Source organism: Candidatus Ozemobacteraceae bacterium, from assembly GCA_035373905.1.
GTDB lineage: Bacteria > Muiribacteriota > Ozemobacteria > Ozemobacterales > Ozemobacteraceae > MWAR01.
The window spans coordinates 116,890-137,082 of sequence record DAOSOK010000002.1 but is presented as its reverse complement, the minus strand read 5'-3'; the positions used below and the strand labels follow the sequence as shown (position 1 = coordinate 137,082).

The 20,193-nt window shown below is 61.5% G+C and carries 19 protein-coding genes; 13 read left to right on the top strand and 6 right to left on the bottom strand.

Translation table 11 applies throughout. The features are described from left to right. Positions 1-30 precede the first annotated feature (30 nt). Positions 31-981 (top strand): SH3 domain-containing protein, encoded by a 951-nt coding sequence (locus tag PLU72_01475; protein ID HOT26825.1) that lies wholly within the window; start codon positions 31-33, stop codon positions 979-981. Here the strand turns inward: PLU72_01475 and PLU72_01470 are convergent, their stop codons facing one another. The 3 genes from PLU72_01470 to PLU72_01460 all read right to left on the bottom strand — a co-directional run bounded on the left by PLU72_01470 (position 982) and on the right by PLU72_01460 (position 4,911). Beyond that, positions 982-1,836 (bottom strand): hypothetical protein, encoded by an 855-nt coding sequence (locus PLU72_01470; GenBank protein HOT26824.1) that lies wholly within the window; start codon positions 1,834-1,836, stop codon positions 982-984. It lies immediately after the preceding gene. Positions 1,837-1,919: 83 nt separating this feature from the next. After that, complete coding sequence (locus PLU72_01465; GenBank protein HOT26823.1) at positions 1,920-4,148, bottom strand: fused MFS/spermidine synthase; 2,229 nt, start codon at positions 4,146-4,148, stop codon at positions 1,920-1,922. 25 nt (positions 4,149-4,173) lie between these two features. Beyond that, positions 4,174-4,911 carry a hypothetical protein gene (locus PLU72_01460; protein HOT26822.1) on the bottom strand — a complete coding sequence of 246 codons (738 nt, stop codon included), beginning with the start codon at positions 4,909-4,911 and terminating at the stop codon, positions 4,174-4,176. A gap of 200 nt (positions 4,912-5,111) precedes the next feature. On the opposite strand from PLU72_01460, the gene PLU72_01455 reads away from it, so the two are divergent. Beyond that, positions 5,112-5,660 (top strand): type II secretion system protein, encoded by a 549-nt coding sequence (locus tag PLU72_01455; GenBank protein ID HOT26821.1) that lies wholly within the window; start codon positions 5,112-5,114, stop codon positions 5,658-5,660. A gap of 19 nt (positions 5,661-5,679) precedes the next feature. Beyond that, positions 5,680-6,093 (top strand): type II secretion system protein, encoded by a 414-nt coding sequence (locus tag PLU72_01450; protein ID HOT26820.1) that lies wholly within the window; start codon positions 5,680-5,682, stop codon positions 6,091-6,093. Here the strand turns inward: PLU72_01450 and hflX are convergent. From hflX to PLU72_01435, 3 genes are read right to left on the bottom strand one after another with little or no spacing between them, the layout of a single operon-like run. After that, the gene (hflX, locus tag PLU72_01445; GenBank protein ID HOT26819.1) at positions 6,083-7,360 is read right to left on the bottom strand and encodes a GTPase HflX; all 1,278 of its coding nucleotides are present in this window, start codon (positions 7,358-7,360) and stop codon (positions 6,083-6,085) included. The two genes, PLU72_01450 and hflX, sit on opposite strands and share 11 nt — an antisense overlap. After that, positions 7,357-8,184: a PrsW family glutamic-type intramembrane protease gene (locus tag PLU72_01440; protein HOT26818.1), complete on the bottom strand. Its 828-nt coding sequence runs from the start codon at positions 8,182-8,184 to the stop codon at positions 7,357-7,359. Before PLU72_01440 ends, hflX begins: the two co-directional genes overlap by 4 nt. After that, entirely contained in the window at positions 8,181-9,626 is a 1,446-nt protein-coding gene (locus PLU72_01435) for a hypothetical protein (GenBank protein HOT26817.1), read from the bottom strand. The genes PLU72_01440 and PLU72_01435 overlap by 4 nt, the downstream gene beginning before the upstream one ends. A 269-nt stretch (positions 9,627-9,895) precedes the next feature. On the opposite strand from PLU72_01435, the gene PLU72_01430 reads away from it, so the two are divergent. The 10 genes from PLU72_01430 (at position 9,896) to PLU72_01385 (ending at position 20,191) form a co-directional block, all read left to right on the top strand. Continuing rightward, positions 9,896-11,449 (top strand): glycoside hydrolase family 3 N-terminal domain-containing protein, encoded by a 1,554-nt coding sequence (locus PLU72_01430; GenBank protein HOT26816.1) that lies wholly within the window; start codon positions 9,896-9,898, stop codon positions 11,447-11,449. Between the two features lie 88 nt (positions 11,450-11,537). Next, positions 11,538-11,981, top strand: a complete 444-nt coding sequence (locus PLU72_01425; GenBank protein HOT26815.1) for a HEAT repeat domain-containing protein — start codon at positions 11,538-11,540, stop codon at positions 11,979-11,981. A gap of 4 nt (positions 11,982-11,985) precedes the next feature. Further along, entirely contained in the window at positions 11,986-12,429 is a 444-nt protein-coding gene (locus tag PLU72_01420) for a hypothetical protein (protein ID HOT26814.1), read from the top strand. 85 nt (positions 12,430-12,514) lie between these two features. Further along, positions 12,515-14,098: a PP2C family protein-serine/threonine phosphatase gene (locus tag PLU72_01415; protein ID HOT26813.1), complete on the top strand. Its 1,584-nt coding sequence runs from the start codon at positions 12,515-12,517 to the stop codon at positions 14,096-14,098. Beyond that, entirely contained in the window at positions 14,095-14,814 is a 720-nt protein-coding gene (locus PLU72_01410; GenBank protein ID HOT26812.1) for a hypothetical protein, read from the top strand. Before PLU72_01415 ends, PLU72_01410 begins: the two co-directional genes overlap by 4 nt. A gap of 1 nt (position 14,815) precedes the next feature. Next, positions 14,816-15,565 carry a tetratricopeptide repeat protein gene (locus PLU72_01405; GenBank protein ID HOT26811.1) on the top strand — a complete coding sequence of 250 codons (750 nt, stop codon included), beginning with the start codon at positions 14,816-14,818 and terminating at the stop codon, positions 15,563-15,565. A gap of 179 nt (positions 15,566-15,744) precedes the next feature. After that, positions 15,745-17,430 (top strand): ATPase, T2SS/T4P/T4SS family, encoded by a 1,686-nt coding sequence (locus PLU72_01400; protein HOT26810.1) that lies wholly within the window; start codon positions 15,745-15,747, stop codon positions 17,428-17,430. Between the two features lie 337 nt (positions 17,431-17,767). After that, positions 17,768-18,973 carry a type II secretion system F family protein gene (locus PLU72_01395; GenBank protein HOT26809.1) on the top strand — a complete coding sequence of 402 codons (1,206 nt, stop codon included), beginning with the start codon at positions 17,768-17,770 and terminating at the stop codon, positions 18,971-18,973. Beyond that, entirely contained in the window at positions 18,970-19,803 is an 834-nt protein-coding gene (locus PLU72_01390) for a glycosyltransferase family 2 protein (GenBank protein HOT26808.1), read from the top strand. Before PLU72_01395 ends, PLU72_01390 begins: the two co-directional genes overlap by 4 nt. Next, complete coding sequence (locus PLU72_01385; protein HOT26807.1) at positions 19,796-20,191, top strand: DUF2304 domain-containing protein; 396 nt, start codon at positions 19,796-19,798, stop codon at positions 20,189-20,191. The genes PLU72_01390 and PLU72_01385 overlap by 8 nt, the downstream gene beginning before the upstream one ends. Positions 20,192-20,193: the final 2 nt, after the last annotated feature.

Here is a 20,193-nt window from a genome sequence, read left to right as displayed (position 1 = left end):
TCGAGATCAATTTCTGGGGGGATTTTTATTGTGAAAATTATTAAGATTATCTCCGTTCTCGTGATCATCGCTTCCGTCATCGCCCTGGGCATTTTTGCGGGCAAGCAGATGTTTCGGATGCTGGAAGAGAAAAGCCAGACTCCTGCCGCATCGGCCGGGCCGTCGCCGAATACACCCGTCGCAGCGGCGCCCGCACCCGCCGTTTCTGTTCCAGCGACGGGAGGAACGTCCCCGGAATTCCGGCCGTCGGCGCCTTCAGCAATCACACAGACCGCCGGCGTTGCGCCGGCATCCCCCTCGCCCGCTCTCTCTTCCGGCAGCTCGACTGCGGCAACGGATCCCGGGAAATCTCTTCACGGAAACGAGGTCGCATACGCGCTGACGAACGGCGTGAAGGTTCGTGAATCCGCTTCGACACAGGCAAAAGAAATGATGCGGGTCAACCAGGGAACGAAGGGGTTCGTTCTCGAGCGCAGCGATGGGTGGACGAAAATCAAATGGGATTTCAACAAGAAGATCGGCTGGACCCGCGACGATCTGCTGCTGATAGGCCCACAGGAAGTTCTTTCGACGATGGTCGATCATAACGGGAAACTGATCGGCGACCAGAGCGTTGCGAGTGTGACTGCTTCCGCCGTTGCAAGCATGACCGCCGCCCGGATCCAGGCGGCGGCGAAGAAAGCGCAAACCATCGCGATGACGGTCAGCACCGCCGTCGCAAAGCCGGCGGCTCCGGCCGAAACGGTGAAGGGATACGTGGCCGGCGGCAAGCTTCCCGAAGAGGGAACGATCATAGCCGACCCGCTCGCGAAGATCCGGAGCAGCCCCGACGTGAAGTCTCAGCTGGTTGGAAAAGCTCCGAAGGGGCTCACCGTGAAGATCCTCGCCGCCCAGCAGGCCGGGAAATACATGTGGTTCCGCATTTCCTACAACAACGGCAAAAAAGAGGGCTGGACGCGGGAGGACAATCTCCAGTTCTGATCAGGGTTCGCCGCCCGCTTCTCCGAGGACGATGCCGCGCCATTCCCAGCCGCCAGGAACGCGGTGGATGGCGAATTGGACGTTCCTGAATCCGCCTTCCATCTCGCTCCAACCGTGGGTGTTCGCATACAGCACCTTCTCGTCCGCCTTTTCACTGAGCGAGGCGATTTCAGCTTCGTTCGACCAGGAAATCCCGGCTTCCCGATGCTTCGCCAGGAACGCGATCAGATCTTCGCGAGCGGTCGGCTCGAGCTCGCTCTGCCACCACCCGACGTAGATATCGGGCACGGCGAGCAGCGTATCGAGCCGGGTCGTTCCGCTCGCGGCGACCGCCGCCATGATTTCCCGGGCGAGCTCGACTGCGCTCGGTCGCGCCCAAGGCCGTTTCCCGCCTCCCCGGATCCACTCGAGCTTTCCCTGGATCAGGTCGCGGAAGGTTTTCTGGCCATCTTCATCGGCGATCTGCCCGCCGAATTCTTTCTCGAGACGTTCGTACCAGGGGCGGGCGGCTTCGAGATCGCCGCTCTCGCACAGGTGGTTTGCGAGGGCAAGCATGAGTTGAGGGACGTTGACGAGCACCGTCGACGTCTTGTCGTTCATGGTACCGGTCAGAATCGACTCGGCTTCCGAAGCCTGGCCACGCGCCAAGGCGTCGTAGAATCCGTTCTCGATGACAGTTGTGGCATCCTGAGCCTCTTCGGCGGCTTCTTCCGGGACATCCTGAGCCAGGGCGGGAGTCAGGAACGCCGTTCCGGCGGCGAACGCGCCGACGAGGGCTGCTGTGCGCCAGAACCGCCGGTATTCCGAGCGCCGAAACCCTCCCATGCATGCTTGCAGAGACATATTAAAAGACATACACCTCTCCTCCGAATCCCCTTTTGGGGAATCGGCCGGCGCCATTATTACCCGCGCCGAAGGAGCCTGTCAAAGTATTTCGTTCACGGCGTGCGGTATGCCTGCCAGATGCTCGAGAATGCATCGCTCCAGGCGACCCCGGGAGGTCCTGCCTTCGTCGGTCTCCAGGCGGAGTCACGCGCCAGTTGGCCGAAATGCTCCCGTTGCGATGCGATCAGCATCCATTTCGAGCCGAAGACGTAGCGCACATCCGATTCGTAATGCAGGGCCTCATTGTCACCGGGGTCGTAGAGGGCCGTCATCGAAACCAGGCGAAGGCTTGCGGCAATGGCACCGAGAACCGGCTCGAGATCGAGATATCGATTTGAAATATGGAAAAGGAGAAGACCGGACGGCGACAGTTTTCTCATATACAGACCTATCGCCTCGCGCGTCAGCAGATGCATCGGTATCGCATCGGAGGAGTAGGCGTCGAGAATGATCAGATCGTATGCCCCATCCGGGGCTTTTTCCAGATTCACTCTCGCATCGCCGGCGACGATACGCGTTTTCGCGGCGGTATCCTGCAGGAAACTGAACAATTCGGGATCGTTGGCGATCCGGATGATAAGCGGATCGATCTCGTAGAAGACGAACCTCTGCCAGGGCCGCCCGTAGGCGGCGATTCCGCCGGTTCCCAGGCCGACCACGGCGACCCGCTTGGCACGTCTTCCGATGGACATCTCCCGGAACACTCTGCCGACCGGGCTCTCGCGGGAATAGTAGAACATCGGCACGTTCCGTCTGCCGGCCTCCCGCCGTTGCCCGCCGTGATGGATGTTCCCGTGCTGGAGGAGATGGTATCTGCCGCCGCCGGTCTCGACCACCTGGAACGCGCCGTAGAAACTTCGGGCCCGCAGGACCACCGTCTGGTCGTGGAACGCTGGTCCCGCTCCGCCGATGAGGCTGACGGCGAAGACGGCGCCCCAGAACGACGGCTGCCACAACGCCATCGCCGTCATGGCGAAACCGCTCGCGATGGGCATGAACAGGCGACCCGCCGAAGGCGCCGCCCCGAATGCGCCTATTTTATAGAGGATTGCATATACGATCATCAGCCCGACGCAGACGGTTACGGCGCGCGAAAACGTGCGTTCTTCCGAACGAAGCCGGGACGCAGGAAAGAGCAGGGCGGCGGCGACGAGCATCGCGGGATACTCGATGATGTCGGAAAACAGGCACGGGGCGGCGATGCCGTTGAACAGGCCGCCGGTAGCGCCTCCTGCGGCGAGGGTCAGATAGAACGACGTGAGGCGGCCGGGAGGCGGGCGGGTGGAGGCCAGCATGCCGTGAAATACCAGGCATGTCGTGAAGAACGCGGCAAGATGCACCATGAGCTGGACCGGGATCGAGGTCGCCCCGCCGTGCAAAAACACAGGCAGAAGAACGGCGAATGTGACCGGCATGCCGGTGAGAACAATCCATGATGCGGGCCGAACGCCCGGCGCGAAAACGATGACGAACGACAACAGATACGCGGCCAGAGGAACGACCCAGAACAGCGGCAGAGGCGCGACATCCGTCGTGATATGCGTCGTCATGCCCGCGAGGAGGCTTGCCGGAATGGCGCTCCAGACAAACCACATCCATCCCGGGCAGGCGTCCGTCGCTTCCGGGCCCGGAGATTCGTCGACGCCGACGCATTTCGCGCGAAAGTCGGGCGGCACCGCCGCCATGACGAGCATGCAGGCGAAGACGGACAGGATGAATGCGGCAAATCCGACACTCCACCAGCGGGCCTGGAGAGCGAGCGGGCTGGAGGGTTCGACGACGAAGGGATAGGCGAGCAGCGCCGCGAAACTACCAATATTGCTTGCACTATACAACTGATACGGGTCCGCGCGGCTGTCGCCGCGGGCGACGAGGAACCAGTTTTGAAGGAGAGGAGCCGTCGCCGCCAGGAGGACGCACGGCAATCCCAGCGTCCCGAGCAGGCGGAACAGCAGGGCCCATTCCGGCCGTCCCGGAAATCCCCCCGGGTCGACGGCCGCCTGCAGGCGGGAGATATCGAGAGGAAGCAGGGGCATGACTCCGAGCAGCAGGAGGAGATGCACCGGAGCAACCTTCTGCGGGCCGACGCCTACAACTCCCAGATGAGCGTATCCGTATCCGGCGAGAAGCGCCGTCTGAAAGAAGGCGAGGCAGACGGCCCAGACGGCGGGAGCGCCTCCGAATGCGGGAAGAAGGGCTTTCCCGGCCATCGGTTGGATCAGAAACGTCAGGAAAGCTCCGAGGCCGCTCGCAACCGCGAAAAGGAGTCCGACCGGCCTCATGGCGGTGACGCCGGGAAGTCGCCGATCATCGTGCGAAGACCCATGCATCGAACGGCGATTTCACGCCGTATGTCGCGCGTATCGCATCGAGACGCTGAACGACGAACGAAACCGAGACTTTCCCTCGCTTGAGGCGAAATTTTTCGAGACCCCACGGAGCGTTCGGCATGGAGCGCAGGAAAAAAAACTTCCCCTCGACGGGAGGTTTGCCCGGCCGCGTGACCGTCACTTCCCGCCTCTTTCCCCGTTCCTTCGTGGTGCTGGAAAGGCGCATCCTGACCCGGTTGATCTCGATCGAGTCCTCCGGCTTCGGCTCGAAATCCGACCGCCGGAGTTCCGACAGGAGCAGAAGGAAATCCTTGGCGGCTTCCTGGTGCGATGGCTCGAATCCCTCGAACCGGGCGTAGATCTCGGACGTCCTGTTGAGCACAGCATCGGCCCGGCGTCCGGTTTCATTCACTCTGAACGCGTAGTAGGTTCGGGCCTTTTCGGGGTCCTGGACGCAGGCGTGAAAGATCACCTGGTTCTGGCCGTCGCCGAGTCCCTGGAAATACCCGATCGCGCAACCGAGCCGTTCGGAAGCCTGTTTCACCGACCCGCGATACTGGGCGTTGATCTCGAACGCCTCCCATTCGCCGGCCACCGCTATAGTATACGTTCCTAAATATATCTGGAACAGCAGAAGAGCGAGGAATAACACCACTCCGTTGCAGCAGGGCGCTCTCATCTTCTCCCCGTTTTCCGCCACGCCGTTTCGTATCATTCGATACCTCCCAGGCCGCTCGATGCTGGCACGTTTTTCATTCGACCGGTCACAAAATACTTTACCACACGGCAGTCGCAACGGTGTCGCTCGTGACTGACAGAATCGAAGCAGCATCCGGGTATCGCAGAGCCGATCGCCCCCTGCCCGCTTCATCGTCGAGCTGGAAAATTCCCCCACGTATCGGATATAGTAGTCGCATGCTCAAAGCCGCCCGAATTGCTCTTCATGCTCCTTCCAGAGGCGCGATCGCCGCCCGTCGGGGCCTGTCGCTGATCGAGATGATCATCGTCGTTTCGGTCATCTCGGTGCTCGCCCTGATGGCCCTTCCGACGGTCGAGCTGTTCGACATGAAGACACGGGAACGCATGCTTCGCGACCGCCTGTACGACATGCGCCTCGCGATAGACAGATACAGGAACGCCCGCATGGACAACCTGCCGCCGAAATCCATCAGAACGCTCCTGGACGTCATCCCGGAGGCCGAAACACGTTCCCGGGCGACCGAAGGGCCGTTTCTCACGCTCGGTCAGACCCAGAATCCGTTCACGCCAAATGACGATATGTTTCGCTGGGATCTGCGATTCATTGCCACCTCACCGGCCGCCAGCATCTGGGTGACGAACGTCGCCAGCATCGAGCACCAGCTGACCAACTCGCGCGTGTTCGACGTCCGTTTCCCGGCAGATCCGACGTTCATCGGCGGCTGGAGGATCGGGTTCGACGATACCCTTTACAAAGACTGGTGACACGTGGAGGAATCATCTCATGCACAGGCAATACTCCTTGGCCCCTGCCGTCATGGAAATCGGGCGCCGTAAGCGCTCCGGTTTTTCGCTCGTGGAACTTCTCATCGTCGTCGGCGTCATGGCGGCGCTCGTCGGCCTGGCGATGCCGTTTTATTCCGATTACGTCGCCCAGAGCGAAGTCGCCGTCATGAAGACGAACCTCAAGGCGCTCCGAAAGGCTCTGATGGAGTATCGCACCGACAAAGGACGATACCCGTACACCGCCGAAGTCGGCATTCTCGCGACGACAACGCTCGGCAAAGGGTATCTCCTGGATTTTCCGAAAGATCCGATGAAGGAGCACCAGTCGATCGCGACGTGGGGGTACGAGTACCAGGCCGGCTGGACGGACTACAAGCTCGATCCCGTCTACGACGGCGTCATCAACGAGTGACTCCCGTCCTGAACGCGGCAACCCGCGAAAGAAACGTCTTGGGAAGATCCGCCCGCAGCTGAACAGCCCCTTCCATCCATTCTTCGCTGAGAATGCGCCCCAGGAGCCTGATGTCCTTCAGCACCGGCGCGTCCGAAGGTACCGTGAGCTCGACCGTTTCGAACGACGCGCATAATTTTTCCTCCATCACCCTCCTGAGTTCATCCAGGTTTTCACCAGTCCGGGCCGACAGGAAGATGGCATCGGGGAACATCGCGGAAAGGGCCTCGCGGTTGTGGGGAACGCCGCGATCGATCTTGTTGAAAACGATGATCCGATCGGGGTCCTCGAGTTCCATCTCCTGCAGCACTCGTTCCACGGCGGCCAGGTGCTCGCGGGCCTGGACGTTCGATACGTCGCAGACGTGAATCAGGACCTGCGAGTGCCGGACGCTCTCGAGCGTGGCGCGGAACGCCTGCACGAGCCCGTGCGGAAGTTTTCTGATGAAGCCGACCGTGTCGGAGAGGATGCCCCGGAGGCCGCCGGCCAGCTCGACGCGGCGCGCCGTCGGATCGAGGGTCGTAAACAGCCCGTCGCACACCCGGACGGCCGAACCGCTCAGGGCGTTCAGGAGGGTCGATTTTCCGGCGTTCGTGTAGCCGACCAGCGCGAACAGCGGGGCATACCGGTCGGTGCGTTTGCGACGCTGGAGATCGCGGTCCTGCACGACCTTGTCGAGTTCGTCGTTCAGCCGTTTGAGGCGCATCTTCAGAACGCGCCGGTCCGTCTCGATCTTGGTCTCGCCGGGGCCTTTCAGACCGATGCCGCCGCGCTGTCTCGACATTCCCCTGTATCCGCCCGCCAGCCGGAGAAGTGAGTATTGCACGGCAGCCAGTTCGACCTGGAGTTTCCCCTCGCGCGTCGAGGCGTGATCAGAAAATATATTCAATATTATACCGGTTCGATCCAGGACCTCGCAGCCGATGCCCTCTTCGAGACGGCGCACCTGGAGCGATGTCAACTCGTCATCCGCCACGACCTGGACGGCGCCGGTCGTTTCGATGAGTTCGGCGACCTCCTTCATTTTCCCGGTTCCCAGGTAGCTCGAGCGGTCATACCGCTGCCGCTTCTGAACGACGGAGCCGACGACGACTCCCCCCGCCGTCTTCACGAGCTCGGACAGCTCGGCGAGAGAGTCCTCGATTTCCGCGTCGGACTGTTCCGGAAGCTGGACGGCGATGGCGATGATGCCTGGTTTGTCGGGTTTTGTCGCATGGGTAGGGCTCATCTGATGGATCTCCTGGCGCCGCAGCGGGCGCAGAATCGGCCGCGGGAATCGAGCGGAAACGCTCCGCAGGCGGAACAGGGCGCTTCGCTTCCGCTTTCAGCCCTGTCGAGAACGAGAACGCGCATCCATCCCTGGCGAAGCAGGGAGATGCCGAACGCAAGCATGACGGCGAGCATCGGAACGGTGGTCGACGCCGTGAAACGCATCGCGATCATGTTGAATCCGCCGTGAAGGACCGCCGCGCTCATCAGGCCTGCCAGGAACAGACCGTATCCGCGCCACGTCACCGCCCGTTCGCCGTCTCCCTGCTGTCGGCAGAGCGCCACCGCCGCGGCCCAGCCGGCAATGCCGGAAAACAGCACATGCCCAGTCGTGCTGAGGGGGACCCTGGCGAACAGGACGTCGGTTCCGAAGAGGGAAAGATAGTCCAGGCTTTCCATCGCCGCGAAGCCGAGACCGGCGGCGAGAGCGGCGAGGAAAACGGCGGTCGAGCGGCGCAGGGAGCCCATCCAGCCGGCACCCGCCAGCGCCGCTCCGAGCTTGGCGGACTCCTCGAGGCAGCCGACCAGGATGACCGCGACGCAGAAGCGCATCCAGAAATCGTCGGAATCGGCTATCACCGAGCGAAGATCTACGTCGAGAGCTATCTGAAGCACAGGATATATAATATATTTTATAGGATAAATCGAGAGGGCGCCGGCCACGCCGCCGGCGACCGCGGCTTCGCGAAGCGCCGGATCGCCGAGAGCCGACCGGAACAGCCAGACGAAGACGGCGACCGGAAGCAGGGTGAGCAGGATTCCCCCCAGCGATCCGTCGATCAAGGGCGGGGGGTCTTCTTCAGGGTGACCAGATACAGGCTTTTCCGTCCTTCGCGGTCGGCATGGGCGACGATCCCGCAACCGTCGCTGGTCCAGACGGGCCGGAAGGCGTCGGCCCCGCCGAACGCGGTGATCGGAAACTCCTTTCCAGAGTCGATCCGCCTGACGCGAATCTCGTTGTCGCTGCCGTCGGTGCTCTTCGACCGGACATACGCGAGCCAGCGACCGTCGGGCGAGGGGTCGGGGAGCCAGCTGCGCGCCTGGTCGCCGACGAGGGTTTCAGGCTTTCCGAGCGGCTCCAGGGCGAGTTTCATGATATGCGACACTTTCATCTTCTGCACGATCCGGGTGAACACGATCGCCTTTCCGTCGGGCCACCACCGGGGTTCCCGGTCGTCCTCGGGGCCCGACGTCAGTTGCGTGAGGCCTTTTCCGTCGATCCCGATCATCCAGATATCGTTCGAACCGGCGCGGTTCGAGGTGAACACGACCCGCTCGCCGTCGGGAGAAAGCGCCGGCATCATGTTTTTGCCGCCTGTGCCGGTCAGATTCCGATGCTGCTGCGTCACCCGGTCGAAAACGAACACCTGCTCGGCCTTCTCGCTGTCGCTCGAAAAGACGAGCCGGTTCCCGTCACGCGTCGATTCGGGCGTCCAGACGTTACCGGGCCAGGGAAAGAGACGGACGGCCCCCCCCTTCGCCTTCAGCGACCTGAAATAGCACTGGTATTTCGAGTCTGCCCCGCCGGTCGGGCGGTTCGAGGAAAAGATCAGGCTGTCCCCGTCGGCGGCCAGACGGCCGTGGTAGTTGTTCCCCGCCCCCGTTTCGAGCTTCTCGAGCCCCGACGGAGCGAGGTCCGCATCCGGCAGTTCGGCGGGCTTCGCGGCAACGGCGGATCCCGTTGCGGAGGCGGCCTCGGCTGCCGTCGCGACAACGGCATCGGGGCCGGATACGGCGGCAACCTCGTCGAAGCCAGCGGCGACCGGTCCGCTTGCGGCGGCCTGCGCGGGCGATGAAGCCGCGGTCGCATCGCCGGGCGTACGTTCGAGGGGCGGCAGCTGCGCCATCGAGGGCGCCCCGGGCTCGCCGGGCTTGAACGCCACGCCGGAGGGAGGCACCGTCCCCTTGCCGCTTCCGGCCGGCTGGATCTGCGGCTCGGAAGAAGGCGGGGAAACCGTCTCCCATTGCGGCCCGGGCGAGATCTGCGCCGGCTCGCTCGCCGGCCGGCCGCCCCCTGTCAGAAGGTCGATGAGAGAATGGTCCCACGAGCGGCCCCTGAATACAATACTATCAAATATACTTCCGGTGAACGCGCCGGCGAGGAAGATGAACAGCCCGAGCAGAAGCCGCTGGCGATGGCGCTGTCTTCGCTTCTGCGGAGTGTCACAAGTGGGGCAGACGGCGGAGCGGGGCTGAAGTTCGTGACCGCAACGGAAACAATACATGCAGAATCTCCTGGCGAATATGCCCCGCATCATACATCACGCAGGGAATCTCACACAATATCCCCCCTGTGAGAAAGCTCTATTCCCAGCTCACAAGAGACACGACAATCGCTCGCATTCGCGATGCCGTTCGTGCCGAGGCTGTCGAAGCACGAATGCTCTCGCCCTTCGGCAGGCTCAGGGCGAACGGTCGTATCCTGCCGGGTAGGGCACAATCTACCGGTATCAGCCCCTTGCGAAATTTCAGGGACGGCATTTATCATCACGGCATGAATACGTTGCGACAGAAAATCGGACAGCTGTTCGTCATCGGATACCAGGGCCTCGAGCCTTCTGCAGACGTTCTCCGGTTCGTCGGGGAATGGGGCATCGGCGGACTCATCGTCTTCGCGCGCAACCTCGAGGATCCGCTCGCGCTCGCTCCTGTGCTGAAGCGCTTCGAGGCGGCATCGGGAGTCCGCATGTTCACCTCCATCGACCAGGAAGGCGGGCTCGTGATGCGCATTCTCCGCCACGGCAGCCTCTTCCCCGGCGCGATGGCCCTTTCGGCGACCGGCGATCCGGAACTCGCCCGGCGCATCGGGGCCGCCATGGGCGCCGAAATGCGGTCGATCGGTCTGACCTGGAACCTGGCCCCGGTGCTCGATATCAACCATGCGGGCAACCCCGGCATCGGCGCACGCTCCTTCGGCGACACCCCGGAAACCGTGATCAAATTCGGCATTCCCTTCGCGAACGGCCTCCGCGATGGCGGCGTGCTCGCATGCGCCAAGCACTTTCCGGGAAAGGGCCACGCGAAAGTCGATTCCCACCTCACGCTTCCGGTCATTCCCTACGACCGCGATCGCCTGCTGTCGTTCGAACTCGCCCCCTTCAAAGCGGCCATCGACGCGGGAATCGACGCCGTCATGACGGCGCACGTCTTCTTCCCCGCGTTCGAGCCCTCCCCCAACCTGCCGGCGACCCTTTCCGAGAACGTTCTCACCGGTCTCCTGCGACGCGAACTCGGCTTCGATGGGTTGCTGATCACGGACGACCTCGAGATGGGCGCGATCACCGAGACATACGGCGTGGCCGAAGCCTCCCGCCTCGCCTTCCTCGCCGGGGCCGACCTTCTGCTCATCTGCCACGATCTCGAACGCCAGAAGGCCGCGGCCGAAACCATTCTCCGCGAGGTCGAATCATCGCCGGCGGCGGCCCGCAGGCTCGACGAAAGCCTCGAGCGCATCGCCCGGGCCCGCGCGAAGCTCTCAGCCACGACGCCGTCCGCTACTCTGGTCAATCTCGCGCAATCGCACGAAGCGCTGGTTCGCGAGGCCCACGACAAGGCCGTTCTCGCGTCTCGCGTGCAGACGGGCGATCTGCCGCTCGCTCCCGACACGCGCCTCGTCGTTGCATGCCCCCACATCGCCTCGCTCGTGCAGGTCGAGGAGGACCACGCCGATGCCGGTCCGGCGCACCAGATTCAGAAAGCGTTCAAAAACGCCCGCTGCGTCCTGTATCACCCGAAGGATGCCGCCGACGCCATCGCGGCGCCGGTCCGCGCGGCTCTCGAATCGGCGGAACAGCCCGCGAAGCTCTTGATCCTCTCCTACAACGCCCATTTGTTTCCCGGTCAGAAAGAGGCCTTCCGGAGTCTCGCGGCCGCAGCTCCGGGAACGATTCTCGCGGCTCTGCGAAATCCCTACGATCTCGACTGCGTTCCCGAAGCCACGACCGGCCTCGCGACCTTCGGCTTCCGGTCACCGGACATCGAGAGCCTGATTTCAGTATTCGAAGGAAAGCTCCCCGCTGATACCTCCCGCTGGCCCGTCATGCTCTGAACCGTCGGACGAAACGTCCTCTTCGGCTTTTGTCGTTCGATGCCGATAGATATCGGAGAAAAATATCCGATCGACGGAGGCATCAGCCATGCTGGAACTCGAATTCAAGATTCTGCTCCTGACGATGGTCTATTTCGCGGGATGGTTCATTTTCGAGAAAGTCTTCTCGGCCGCCTGGGAACGCTGGACGGCGCAGCCCTCGACCGGCTCGCGGCCGGCGAACAGGACTCGCGTTCCCACCCTGGCTTCCGTCACGCCGCTCGATCAGACCTTTCGGTACATCCGGGGCCTGAAGAACCCCGACTGGCGCGTCCGCCGCATCTCCTGCATCCAGCTCGGCGACAAGCGCGGCACGGCCGTCGTCCAGGCCCTCATCGCCGCCCTCGCCGATCCGAAGGAAGAAGTCAGCATGGCCGCGGGCGAAGCGCTTGCCAAAATCGGCGATCCCGCCGCCATCAACGCGCTGCAGGAGCATCTGCAGAAGCTCGACAGCAGGCTCGACGGCACCTGGGAGCAGTATCGGGCCGCATGATCGCGTGACAGCCTCTTCAAACGACAAGCCAGAAGCCGCCGTTCCCGATGGAACCGCGGCTTCGGCCATTTCTCCGGCATCCACACCGACGCCTCCTTCAGGCAGGAGTCTGGTCAAGGCGATCCTGCTCAGCCTTTTCGTCTGCCCCGGCATGGGGCATCGGGCCATGGGACGCTCGCTCGCCGGCTGGGTCGTGATCGGCCTTTTCCTGCTCACGTTCCTGTATCTGAGCGTCACGTTGAACCACCTCGTCCAGGACGTTGTGGCGCAGATGCGCTCGCAGAGATCCACCGATCTGCTCCGGATCGTCAGCCGCGTTGAAGATGCGTGCAAAAACGCTCCAGACGTTTCTCAGGCATTGGAACTTCTGCTGATCGTGTATGTCGGCGCCCCGATCGAGCTGGTGCTCACATGGTTTTGCACCCCTTCGGGGAAGTCAGACGTTTGAAGCTTGAAGTTTGAAATGAGAATGGCAGTCAGGGCGCGTTGACGCAGGGAGTTCGGGGGGTGTAGAGTGACGGGACGAAAGTCCTATGCGCACCTACCTGAAACGATACCCGTTCATTCTGTTCACGGCCGGCATTCTGCTGGTCGTGGGCGGCATCGCGCTCACGCTGAATCGTATTCCCGCTGATATACGGTATTCGGCGGAGAACCTGCTGAGCCTCGGGTTTCTCGTCTTCACGTCTCTCCTGCTCGGCATCATCAGCTTCTGGTGGAACACCATCAGGAACCTGTCGACCGATCACGTCGACGGTTCGCCGCTTCCCGATACCCCCCCGGCGGATCTGACGGATCTGTTCTTCCAGTCGAACGCCCTCATCGACTGGTACAAAAGCAGCATTTCCCGCCTGCACAACCGGTGCGTCGATCTCGAGCGCATCTCGCACCTGCTCGGCTACATGAACTACGCGGCCGAGCTCGGCCGCCAGCTGCACGTGGCGCTCCAGCTCTGTCAGGAGCTGTTCCCCACGATGACGATCCTCATCTACACGCGCGAGGCGTCAGCCCTTCAGTTCGCGTGCGGCACGAAGCCGCGCACCGGCGAGGTTCTCCCGCTGATTTCGAAAGACGACCCGATCACCCGCAAGATGCTCGAGATCATCCGGCAGGAAATCGACATCGAGCGCCTGAACTCGGATGACTGGAAGAACTTCTCCCTGCCTCTCCGGGGGCGCCAGGAGCCGCGTGATTTGACGATCCTCCCGCTCATGGTCTGGAACCGCATTCTCGGTCTCGTCGTCTTCACGAACTCAGAAAGGCGCGCGCTCGCCGACGACGAGAAGGTGATGGCGACCCTGTTCAACAAGCACATCGCCATCTGCATCGAGAACCACCGGCTGTTCAAGGAGAACCTACGCCAGGATCGTCTGATCCACGAGGTCGACATCGCCCGGACGCTGCAGACCTCGACGCTTCCGCAGCAGTCGCCGATTCAGCAGGGCCTCGACGTTCACGGCACCTGCGTTCCCTGCAACGAGATCTCGGGCGATTACTACGACCTGATCCCGCTTTCCAACGACCGCCTGCTCGCGACGATCGCCGACGTTTCCGGGAAGGGGCTTCCCGCGGCCCTGTTCCTGTCGAAGATCCAGGCGCTGGTTCGCGCCATGGCCGACAAGTTCGACGGGCCGGGCCCGTTCCTGCTGTTCCTTTCGGAGCAGCTCGCCAAGGAGCAGATGGGGCCGCTGTTCGCCACGATGATCATCGCGGTGTTCGATCCGAAGAAGCGCACCGTGACCTGCGCGAGCGCCGGCCATTGCAAGCCGCTCGTGGTGCGCAGCGGCACAGGTTTCGTCGAGGAGATCGACTTCGATGCGGGCATCCCGCTCGGCCTGTTCGAGCAGGAGGAGAACGCCTATTCGGAACGCACCGTCGACCTTCTTCCCGGCGACGGCGTCTTCCTCTACACCGACGGCGTGCTCGACCTCCTCAACCGGCAGGGCGAGCGGTTCGGCCTCGAGCGGCTCAAGACGGCCCTCGACACGGCGCCGGCAGGAAAAGCGGCGTCGGTGGTGTATCATGTGATGAACGAGATGAACAGGTTCAAGGAAACCATTCCCCATGATGACGACATCACGATGGTGTATGTGAAATCGGAAAAGGCAGCCACATGAACGAGACATGCGACATTTTTGAGAAATACGTCTTTTTCAGCAGCCGCAAGGACCGCGAGATTCTGTCGAATGTGCTCGAGACGATCCTTGCCATGCCCCTCGAGCGTCTGAGCATCACCCGCTCCGACCGGCCCGACGAGGAGTTTTCGACGTTCAACGACCGCACCCGAAAGATTCTGCTGAACCTCGAGAAACCCGAGCGCATCGAGGTCATCAGGGGCGATTTCGAGCTCGGCGGCATGTTCGAACTGCGCGGCGGCGAGCTCGCGATCACGATTCCGGCCGAACAGTACAACTACGAGGTCGTCGACGCGATGAAGCGGTTCCTGTCGCCGATCTTTCCGATGTGCGTGTTCAAGAACCCCTACATCTGGGGCGTCGACCTGTACGAGGCTTACGAACGCGAGCACTTTTTCGCGGTCCGGCGGTTCGGTTCGCGCAGCCAGCATCTCGAAGATCCCGAGGTCGATATCTTCCGGCGTGACGACGGTATCGTCTACAAGCTGCGGTTCCACCTTCGCGAGGAGGAGCAGATCGAGCCGGGCATCCATCATCTCGCGCCGCTGTTCGAAGGCCTGCTCGATTCGCTCGGGAAACGCGCCTACGAAGGCCTCGAGGTTCTCCATCGGTACTGCACCGACCGCTCGTCGTTCCGGCTGGTCGAGCCCCGCACCAAGCTCGGCCGCGACATCAAGTCGGTCCTTTCCCAGCGCTGACGTGGCCCCCGTCGATAGCTACAACACAGCCCTGATCGACGAATTGGTCGACGCCTGCATCAAGTTCCTGCGGGTGCATCCCAAGCACCACGAGGTGCTGTTTCATCTCGGAAATGCTTTCTACATCAAGGAGCAATACGACAAGGCCTCGTTCTGCTTCGTAAAAGCGGTCAATATACATCCCAAGAACCCCGTCTACTACCTCCACATGGGCCACGCCTACCGGCGCATCGGCGACAGGGAACAGGCGATCGCGGCATACGAGTCGGTGCTGACGCTGAATCCCCGCTTCGCCGACGCACACTTCAACATCGGCCTCCTGTTCTACGACAACCGCTCCCTCGACAAGGCGATGGCCAGCTTCTCGAACGCTCTGGCCATCAATCCGCGCTACGCGGCGGCGCGCTACTACGTCGGCCGCATCCTCCAGGATCAGGGAGCCTTCAACAAGGCGATGATCGAGTACCGACGCGTCGTCGAGGATCATCTCGGCGGGCGGCTGGACAAAAGCAGCGTCACCATCGATTTCGGTCTCGTCTTCACCGACCTCGGCCTACTCGACATCGCCGAACGAGAGTACAAGCGCCTGTTGAAGGAACATCCCGAATACGCCGACCTGCATTACCATCTCGGGATGGTTCTGAAGAAGCAGGGACGCACGGATGAGGCCATGGACGAGTTCCAGCAGGCGATCAAGCTCAACCCCCACTACATGGATGCCCGCCGCAAATACTGGGAGTCAGCCCGCTGAAGAAGGATTTTTCGTCCCGTGAGACACCGATATGATGATTTGCAGATTTCGCAGATTCCTGCTCTTGTTATATCGAGTAATTTACATTCGTTATCCGCGTCATCTGCGAATAACATCCGATCCAGTCGAAGAATTTCAGGCTCATGCGTCGTAACGTAGCAGGATAGAGGAACCAGGCAATGTTCAAACGGAAAAAAATCGGCGAGATGTTGATCGAAGCCGGCCATATCACGGACAAGGAGCTGAACATCGCCCTTGCCGAGCAGAAGAAGCGCGGGAAGCGCCTCGGCCAGGTGCTGATCGAACTGGGGTATCTCACCGACGCGAAGCTCCTCCCGGTGCTGGGAAAGCAGCTCAAGGTGCCGTTCGTCGACCTGAACAAGGTCGAAATAAAGCCTGAGATATTGAAAATGGTGCCCGAGAAGATCGCGCGCAAGCACATGCTCGTGCCGATCAACTTCGACGGCAAGAGTCTGATGATCGGGATGGCGGACCCGCTCGACGTGTTCATCATCGACGAGATCCAGTTCCAGAACAACTGCGAGGTCGTCCGCTCGATCTGCTCCGAAGTCCAGATCAACGAGACGCTCGACAAGCTGTACGTCGCCGGCGCCATGGCCGACGCCCTGAGCCAGATCACCGCCGACGGCCCCGAGGGCGACAAGAAAGGCGACATGGACAACCTGAAGAAGGCCAGCGAGGAAACCCCGATCATCAAGCTGGTCAATCTGATCCTCACCCAGGCCGTTCAGAAGGGCGCCTCCGACATCCATATCGAGCCCGACGAAGGGGAGTTGCGCATCCGCTACCGCATCGACGGCACCCTCCAGATCGCGATGACCCTCCAGCCCGAAGCACAGGCGTCGGCCGTCTCCCGCCTCAAGATCCTCTCGGGCATGGACATCTCGGAGCGGCGCATCCCGCAGGACGGCCGCATCCAGATGACGATCATGGACAAGCCGATCGATTTCCGCGTCAACACGATTCCGGTCGCGTTCGGCGAGAAGGTCTGCCTGCGGATTCTCGACAAGTCGAACGTCCAGGTAAGCCTCGACCAGATGGGCTTCACCCCGGACAACTACAAGCTGCTCACGAAAGCCATCGGCGCCCCAAACGGCATGGTGCTCGTCACGGGCCCCACGGGCTCGGGAAAAACCACGACGCTGTATGCGTGCCTGAACGCCATCAAGGGCGTCGACATGAACATCTGCACCGTCGAAAACCCCGTCGAATACAAACTGAAGCTGATCAACCAGGTGCAGGTACGCCAGGAGATCAACCTCGACTTCGCGACGGTGCTGCGCGCGTTCCTGCGACAGGATCCAGATGTCATCATGCTCGGCGAGATCCGCGACAAGGAGACGGCGACGATCGCCATCGAAGCGGCCCTCACCGGTCACCTCGTTTTCGCGACGCTCCACACCAACGACGCCCCCAGCACCGCGACCCGCCTCGTCGACATGGGCGTCGAGCCGTTCCTCGTCTCGGCCGCGCTTCTCTGTATCGTCTCTCAGCGTCTGGCGAAGCGCATCTGCAAGGTCTGCCGGAATCCCGACACGACCATCACCCCGGAGGTCCTCAACGAGATCGGCCTCCCCCCCGAGGCGATAAATACCACGTATTATAGAGGCAAGGGCTGCGACAAATGCGGCAACACCGGCTACAAGGGCCGTCTCGGCGTCCACGAGGTGATGTACACAAGCGAGAAGATCCGTCGCCTGATCATCCAGAACGCCGGTCCCGACGACCTGATGCAGGCCGCGATCGCCGGGGGCATGAAGACCCTGCGCGAGGACATCACCCTGAAATTCCAGCAGGGCCTCACCACCCCCGAAGAAATCTTCGCCCTCTCCCGCAAAGAATAGAGCTGAAACGACAGCCGAACCGCTCGTTTTTCAGGAATCATCCGCGCCATCTGCTTCATCAGCGGTATCTGCGGATTGATTTTATTGAGTCCTGCATATCAAAAACCAGCTTCGTGTCTCCGTTCGTGCTGAGCTTGTCGAAGCACGAACAGCCACTTGCAGATGTTTCCTCATTTCGCCCTTCGACAGGCTCAGGGCGAACGGGGGGCTTTCATTCTGCAGGAATCAATAAAAGTGAAAAACGCATACCACAACACAGCGATTTCACAGAGATCTTCCGGGAATTTGCATACGGGGCGGCGGACCGGTAATATGTCGGTGATGCGGGGGTGACCGGATGCCGAAGTTCGACTGTGAAGTCAAGAACGCGAAGGGCGAAGTTCTCAAAACACAGATAGAAGCGGAGAGCATGGCGAAACTCGCCTCGATGCTGTCCGACAAGGGTTTCTACCTGATCAAGGCGACCGCCGCGAAGGAAGGCGGCAGCTTCAACCTCTCCTTCGGCGGCAGCGTTTCGGCCAAGGAGTTGATGGTCTTCACCGTCCAGCTGTCGACGCTCGTCGGTTCGGCCATCCCTCTGGTCGACTCGGTTGGCATCATGTACGACCAGGCCGAGAATCCCTATTTCAAAGACGTCCTCGACAAGGTCGGCAAGGATCTCCGCTCCGGCCAGCCGTTCTCTGGGGCGCTCCGCAAACATCCGAAAGTTTTCAACAATATCTACTGCAATATGATCGAGGCCGGCGAGGCCGGCGGTATTCTCGACAAGGTGCTCATGCGGCTGGCGGCCTTTTCCGAAGCCGATTCCAAGATCAGGGGCAAGGTCAAGTCGGCCCTCACCCTTCCGGTCGTCCAGTTCGTTCTCGCCATCGGCTGCGTCGTCTTCCTGCTCGTGAAGATCTTCCCGAACTTCACGAAGATGTTCAAGAAGATGAAAGCCGAGCTTCCGCCCATCACGAAGTTCCTGATCTGGGCGTCGGACACCCTCCGTGAGCAGTATGTCCTCGTGATCGGCGTTCTCGCGGGCGTCGCCTTCGGCCTTTACACCTTTTTCAAGACGGAGCTCGGGGAGTCGCTTCTGGCGAGATTCGTCATCTCCGCCCCGATCCTCGGGCCGATTTCGAAAAAAATCGCGATCAGCCGGTTCGCCCGCACGCTTTGTTCCCTTCTCGGTTCCGGCGTTCCGATCCTCGATGCGCTTCGCATCACCGGCTCGGTCATGGGCAACAAGGTGCTCGAGGAGATCGTCGGCCAGATGGCCATTTCCGTACAACAGGGCAAGGGGCTCGCATCGAGCGTCAAGGGCAGCAAGATTTTTCCCTCGATGGTCCAGAAGATGATGGAGGTCGGCGAGAACTCCGGCAATCTCGACAAGATGCTCGAGAAGGTCGCCGACTTTTACGACCAGGAGACCTCCGAGGCGCTCGAAGGACTCACCAGCGCCCTCACCCCGATCCTCACCGTCTTCATGGGCATCGTCATCGGCGGCATCGCCCTGTCGGTCTTCATGCCCCTCTTCTCGATCGTCCAGCAGATGAAATGATCCCTGTCCAGCCCCCCTCAGGCTTCCCGACACGACGTCCGCCGCCCGGACGGCACAAATCGCGACCCCACCCCCCGCGCGAATCTCTTGAACGCGCTGGTCCGGCGCCTTTGCGGCGTGTCCTGATATGCATTCCGGCGTTCAACGAGGAGCACAGGCTTCCGGCAACGCTGAGATCCCTTGCAGATACCCTGCCCGGCGGCGCAGATGTTGTCGTCGTGAGCGACGGGTCGACCGATGCGACGGTTTCCATTGCGGAAAAAGCCGGCGTACATTGTATATCATTACCGATAAATCTTGGCTACGGCGGCGCACTGCAGACAGGGTTCAAATATGCCCTTCGCCAGGGATACGACGTTCTCGTGCAGATGGACGCGGACGGGCAGCACGACGCCGGCTCGATTCCGAAGTTGATCGCCCCCATCCAGCAAGCGCAGGCCGATTTCGTCGTCGGCAACAGATTCCACAAAGGGTGCCCTTACGACTCCCCGTTCGTCCGAGATGTCGGCAGACGGTTTTTCGCATCGATCTGCCGGTGTCTCACCGGTGTTCCACTGAAGGATCCCACGTCGGGATTCAAGGCACTGAATCGCCGGGTTCTGGAACTGCTCGTCCGCGACGGATTTCCCATGGATTACCCTGACGCGGATGTTTTCATCATGCTCCATCTCGCGGGAATTCGGATTCGCGAAGTGGATGTGATGATGCACAGGGCGCTTCCGGGACAGAGCATGCACAGCGGCTGGTTTCATCCGGTCCGCTATACGGCGAAAATGCTCATGTCCATCGTGATGACACTTCTTCGCCACCTCGGAGGGCATGATGTCTGACCAGTTCGAAGAAACCCGTCTCCCGCCCCGGCAGAAAGCCTGGGTCGTCACCCTGAGCTGCAGCATCCTGTATCTCACCCTCGACCTCGTCCGGCGCCGCAGGTTTCGGGAAGACGATTCCTGGCTGTGGCTCCTTGTCGGCATTATCACCTTCGTCCTGGGACTCCATTACAGGCTGCTGAAGCGCATCAGTTCCCTCCTCGGCATCGTCGCTCCGACCTCGACCATCTTCTTCTTCGGCCAGCTGTTTCTGATGCTCCTCGCCCTCCAGAGCTCCCTCCGCCATGCCGCGCTGACAAGGGCCATCCAGGTTCTTGCCCAGGAGCATTCTCTCCATCTCGCGACTCACCATCGCAAGCAAGCCCCGGGAACCGGAAGAAATCCCTGATG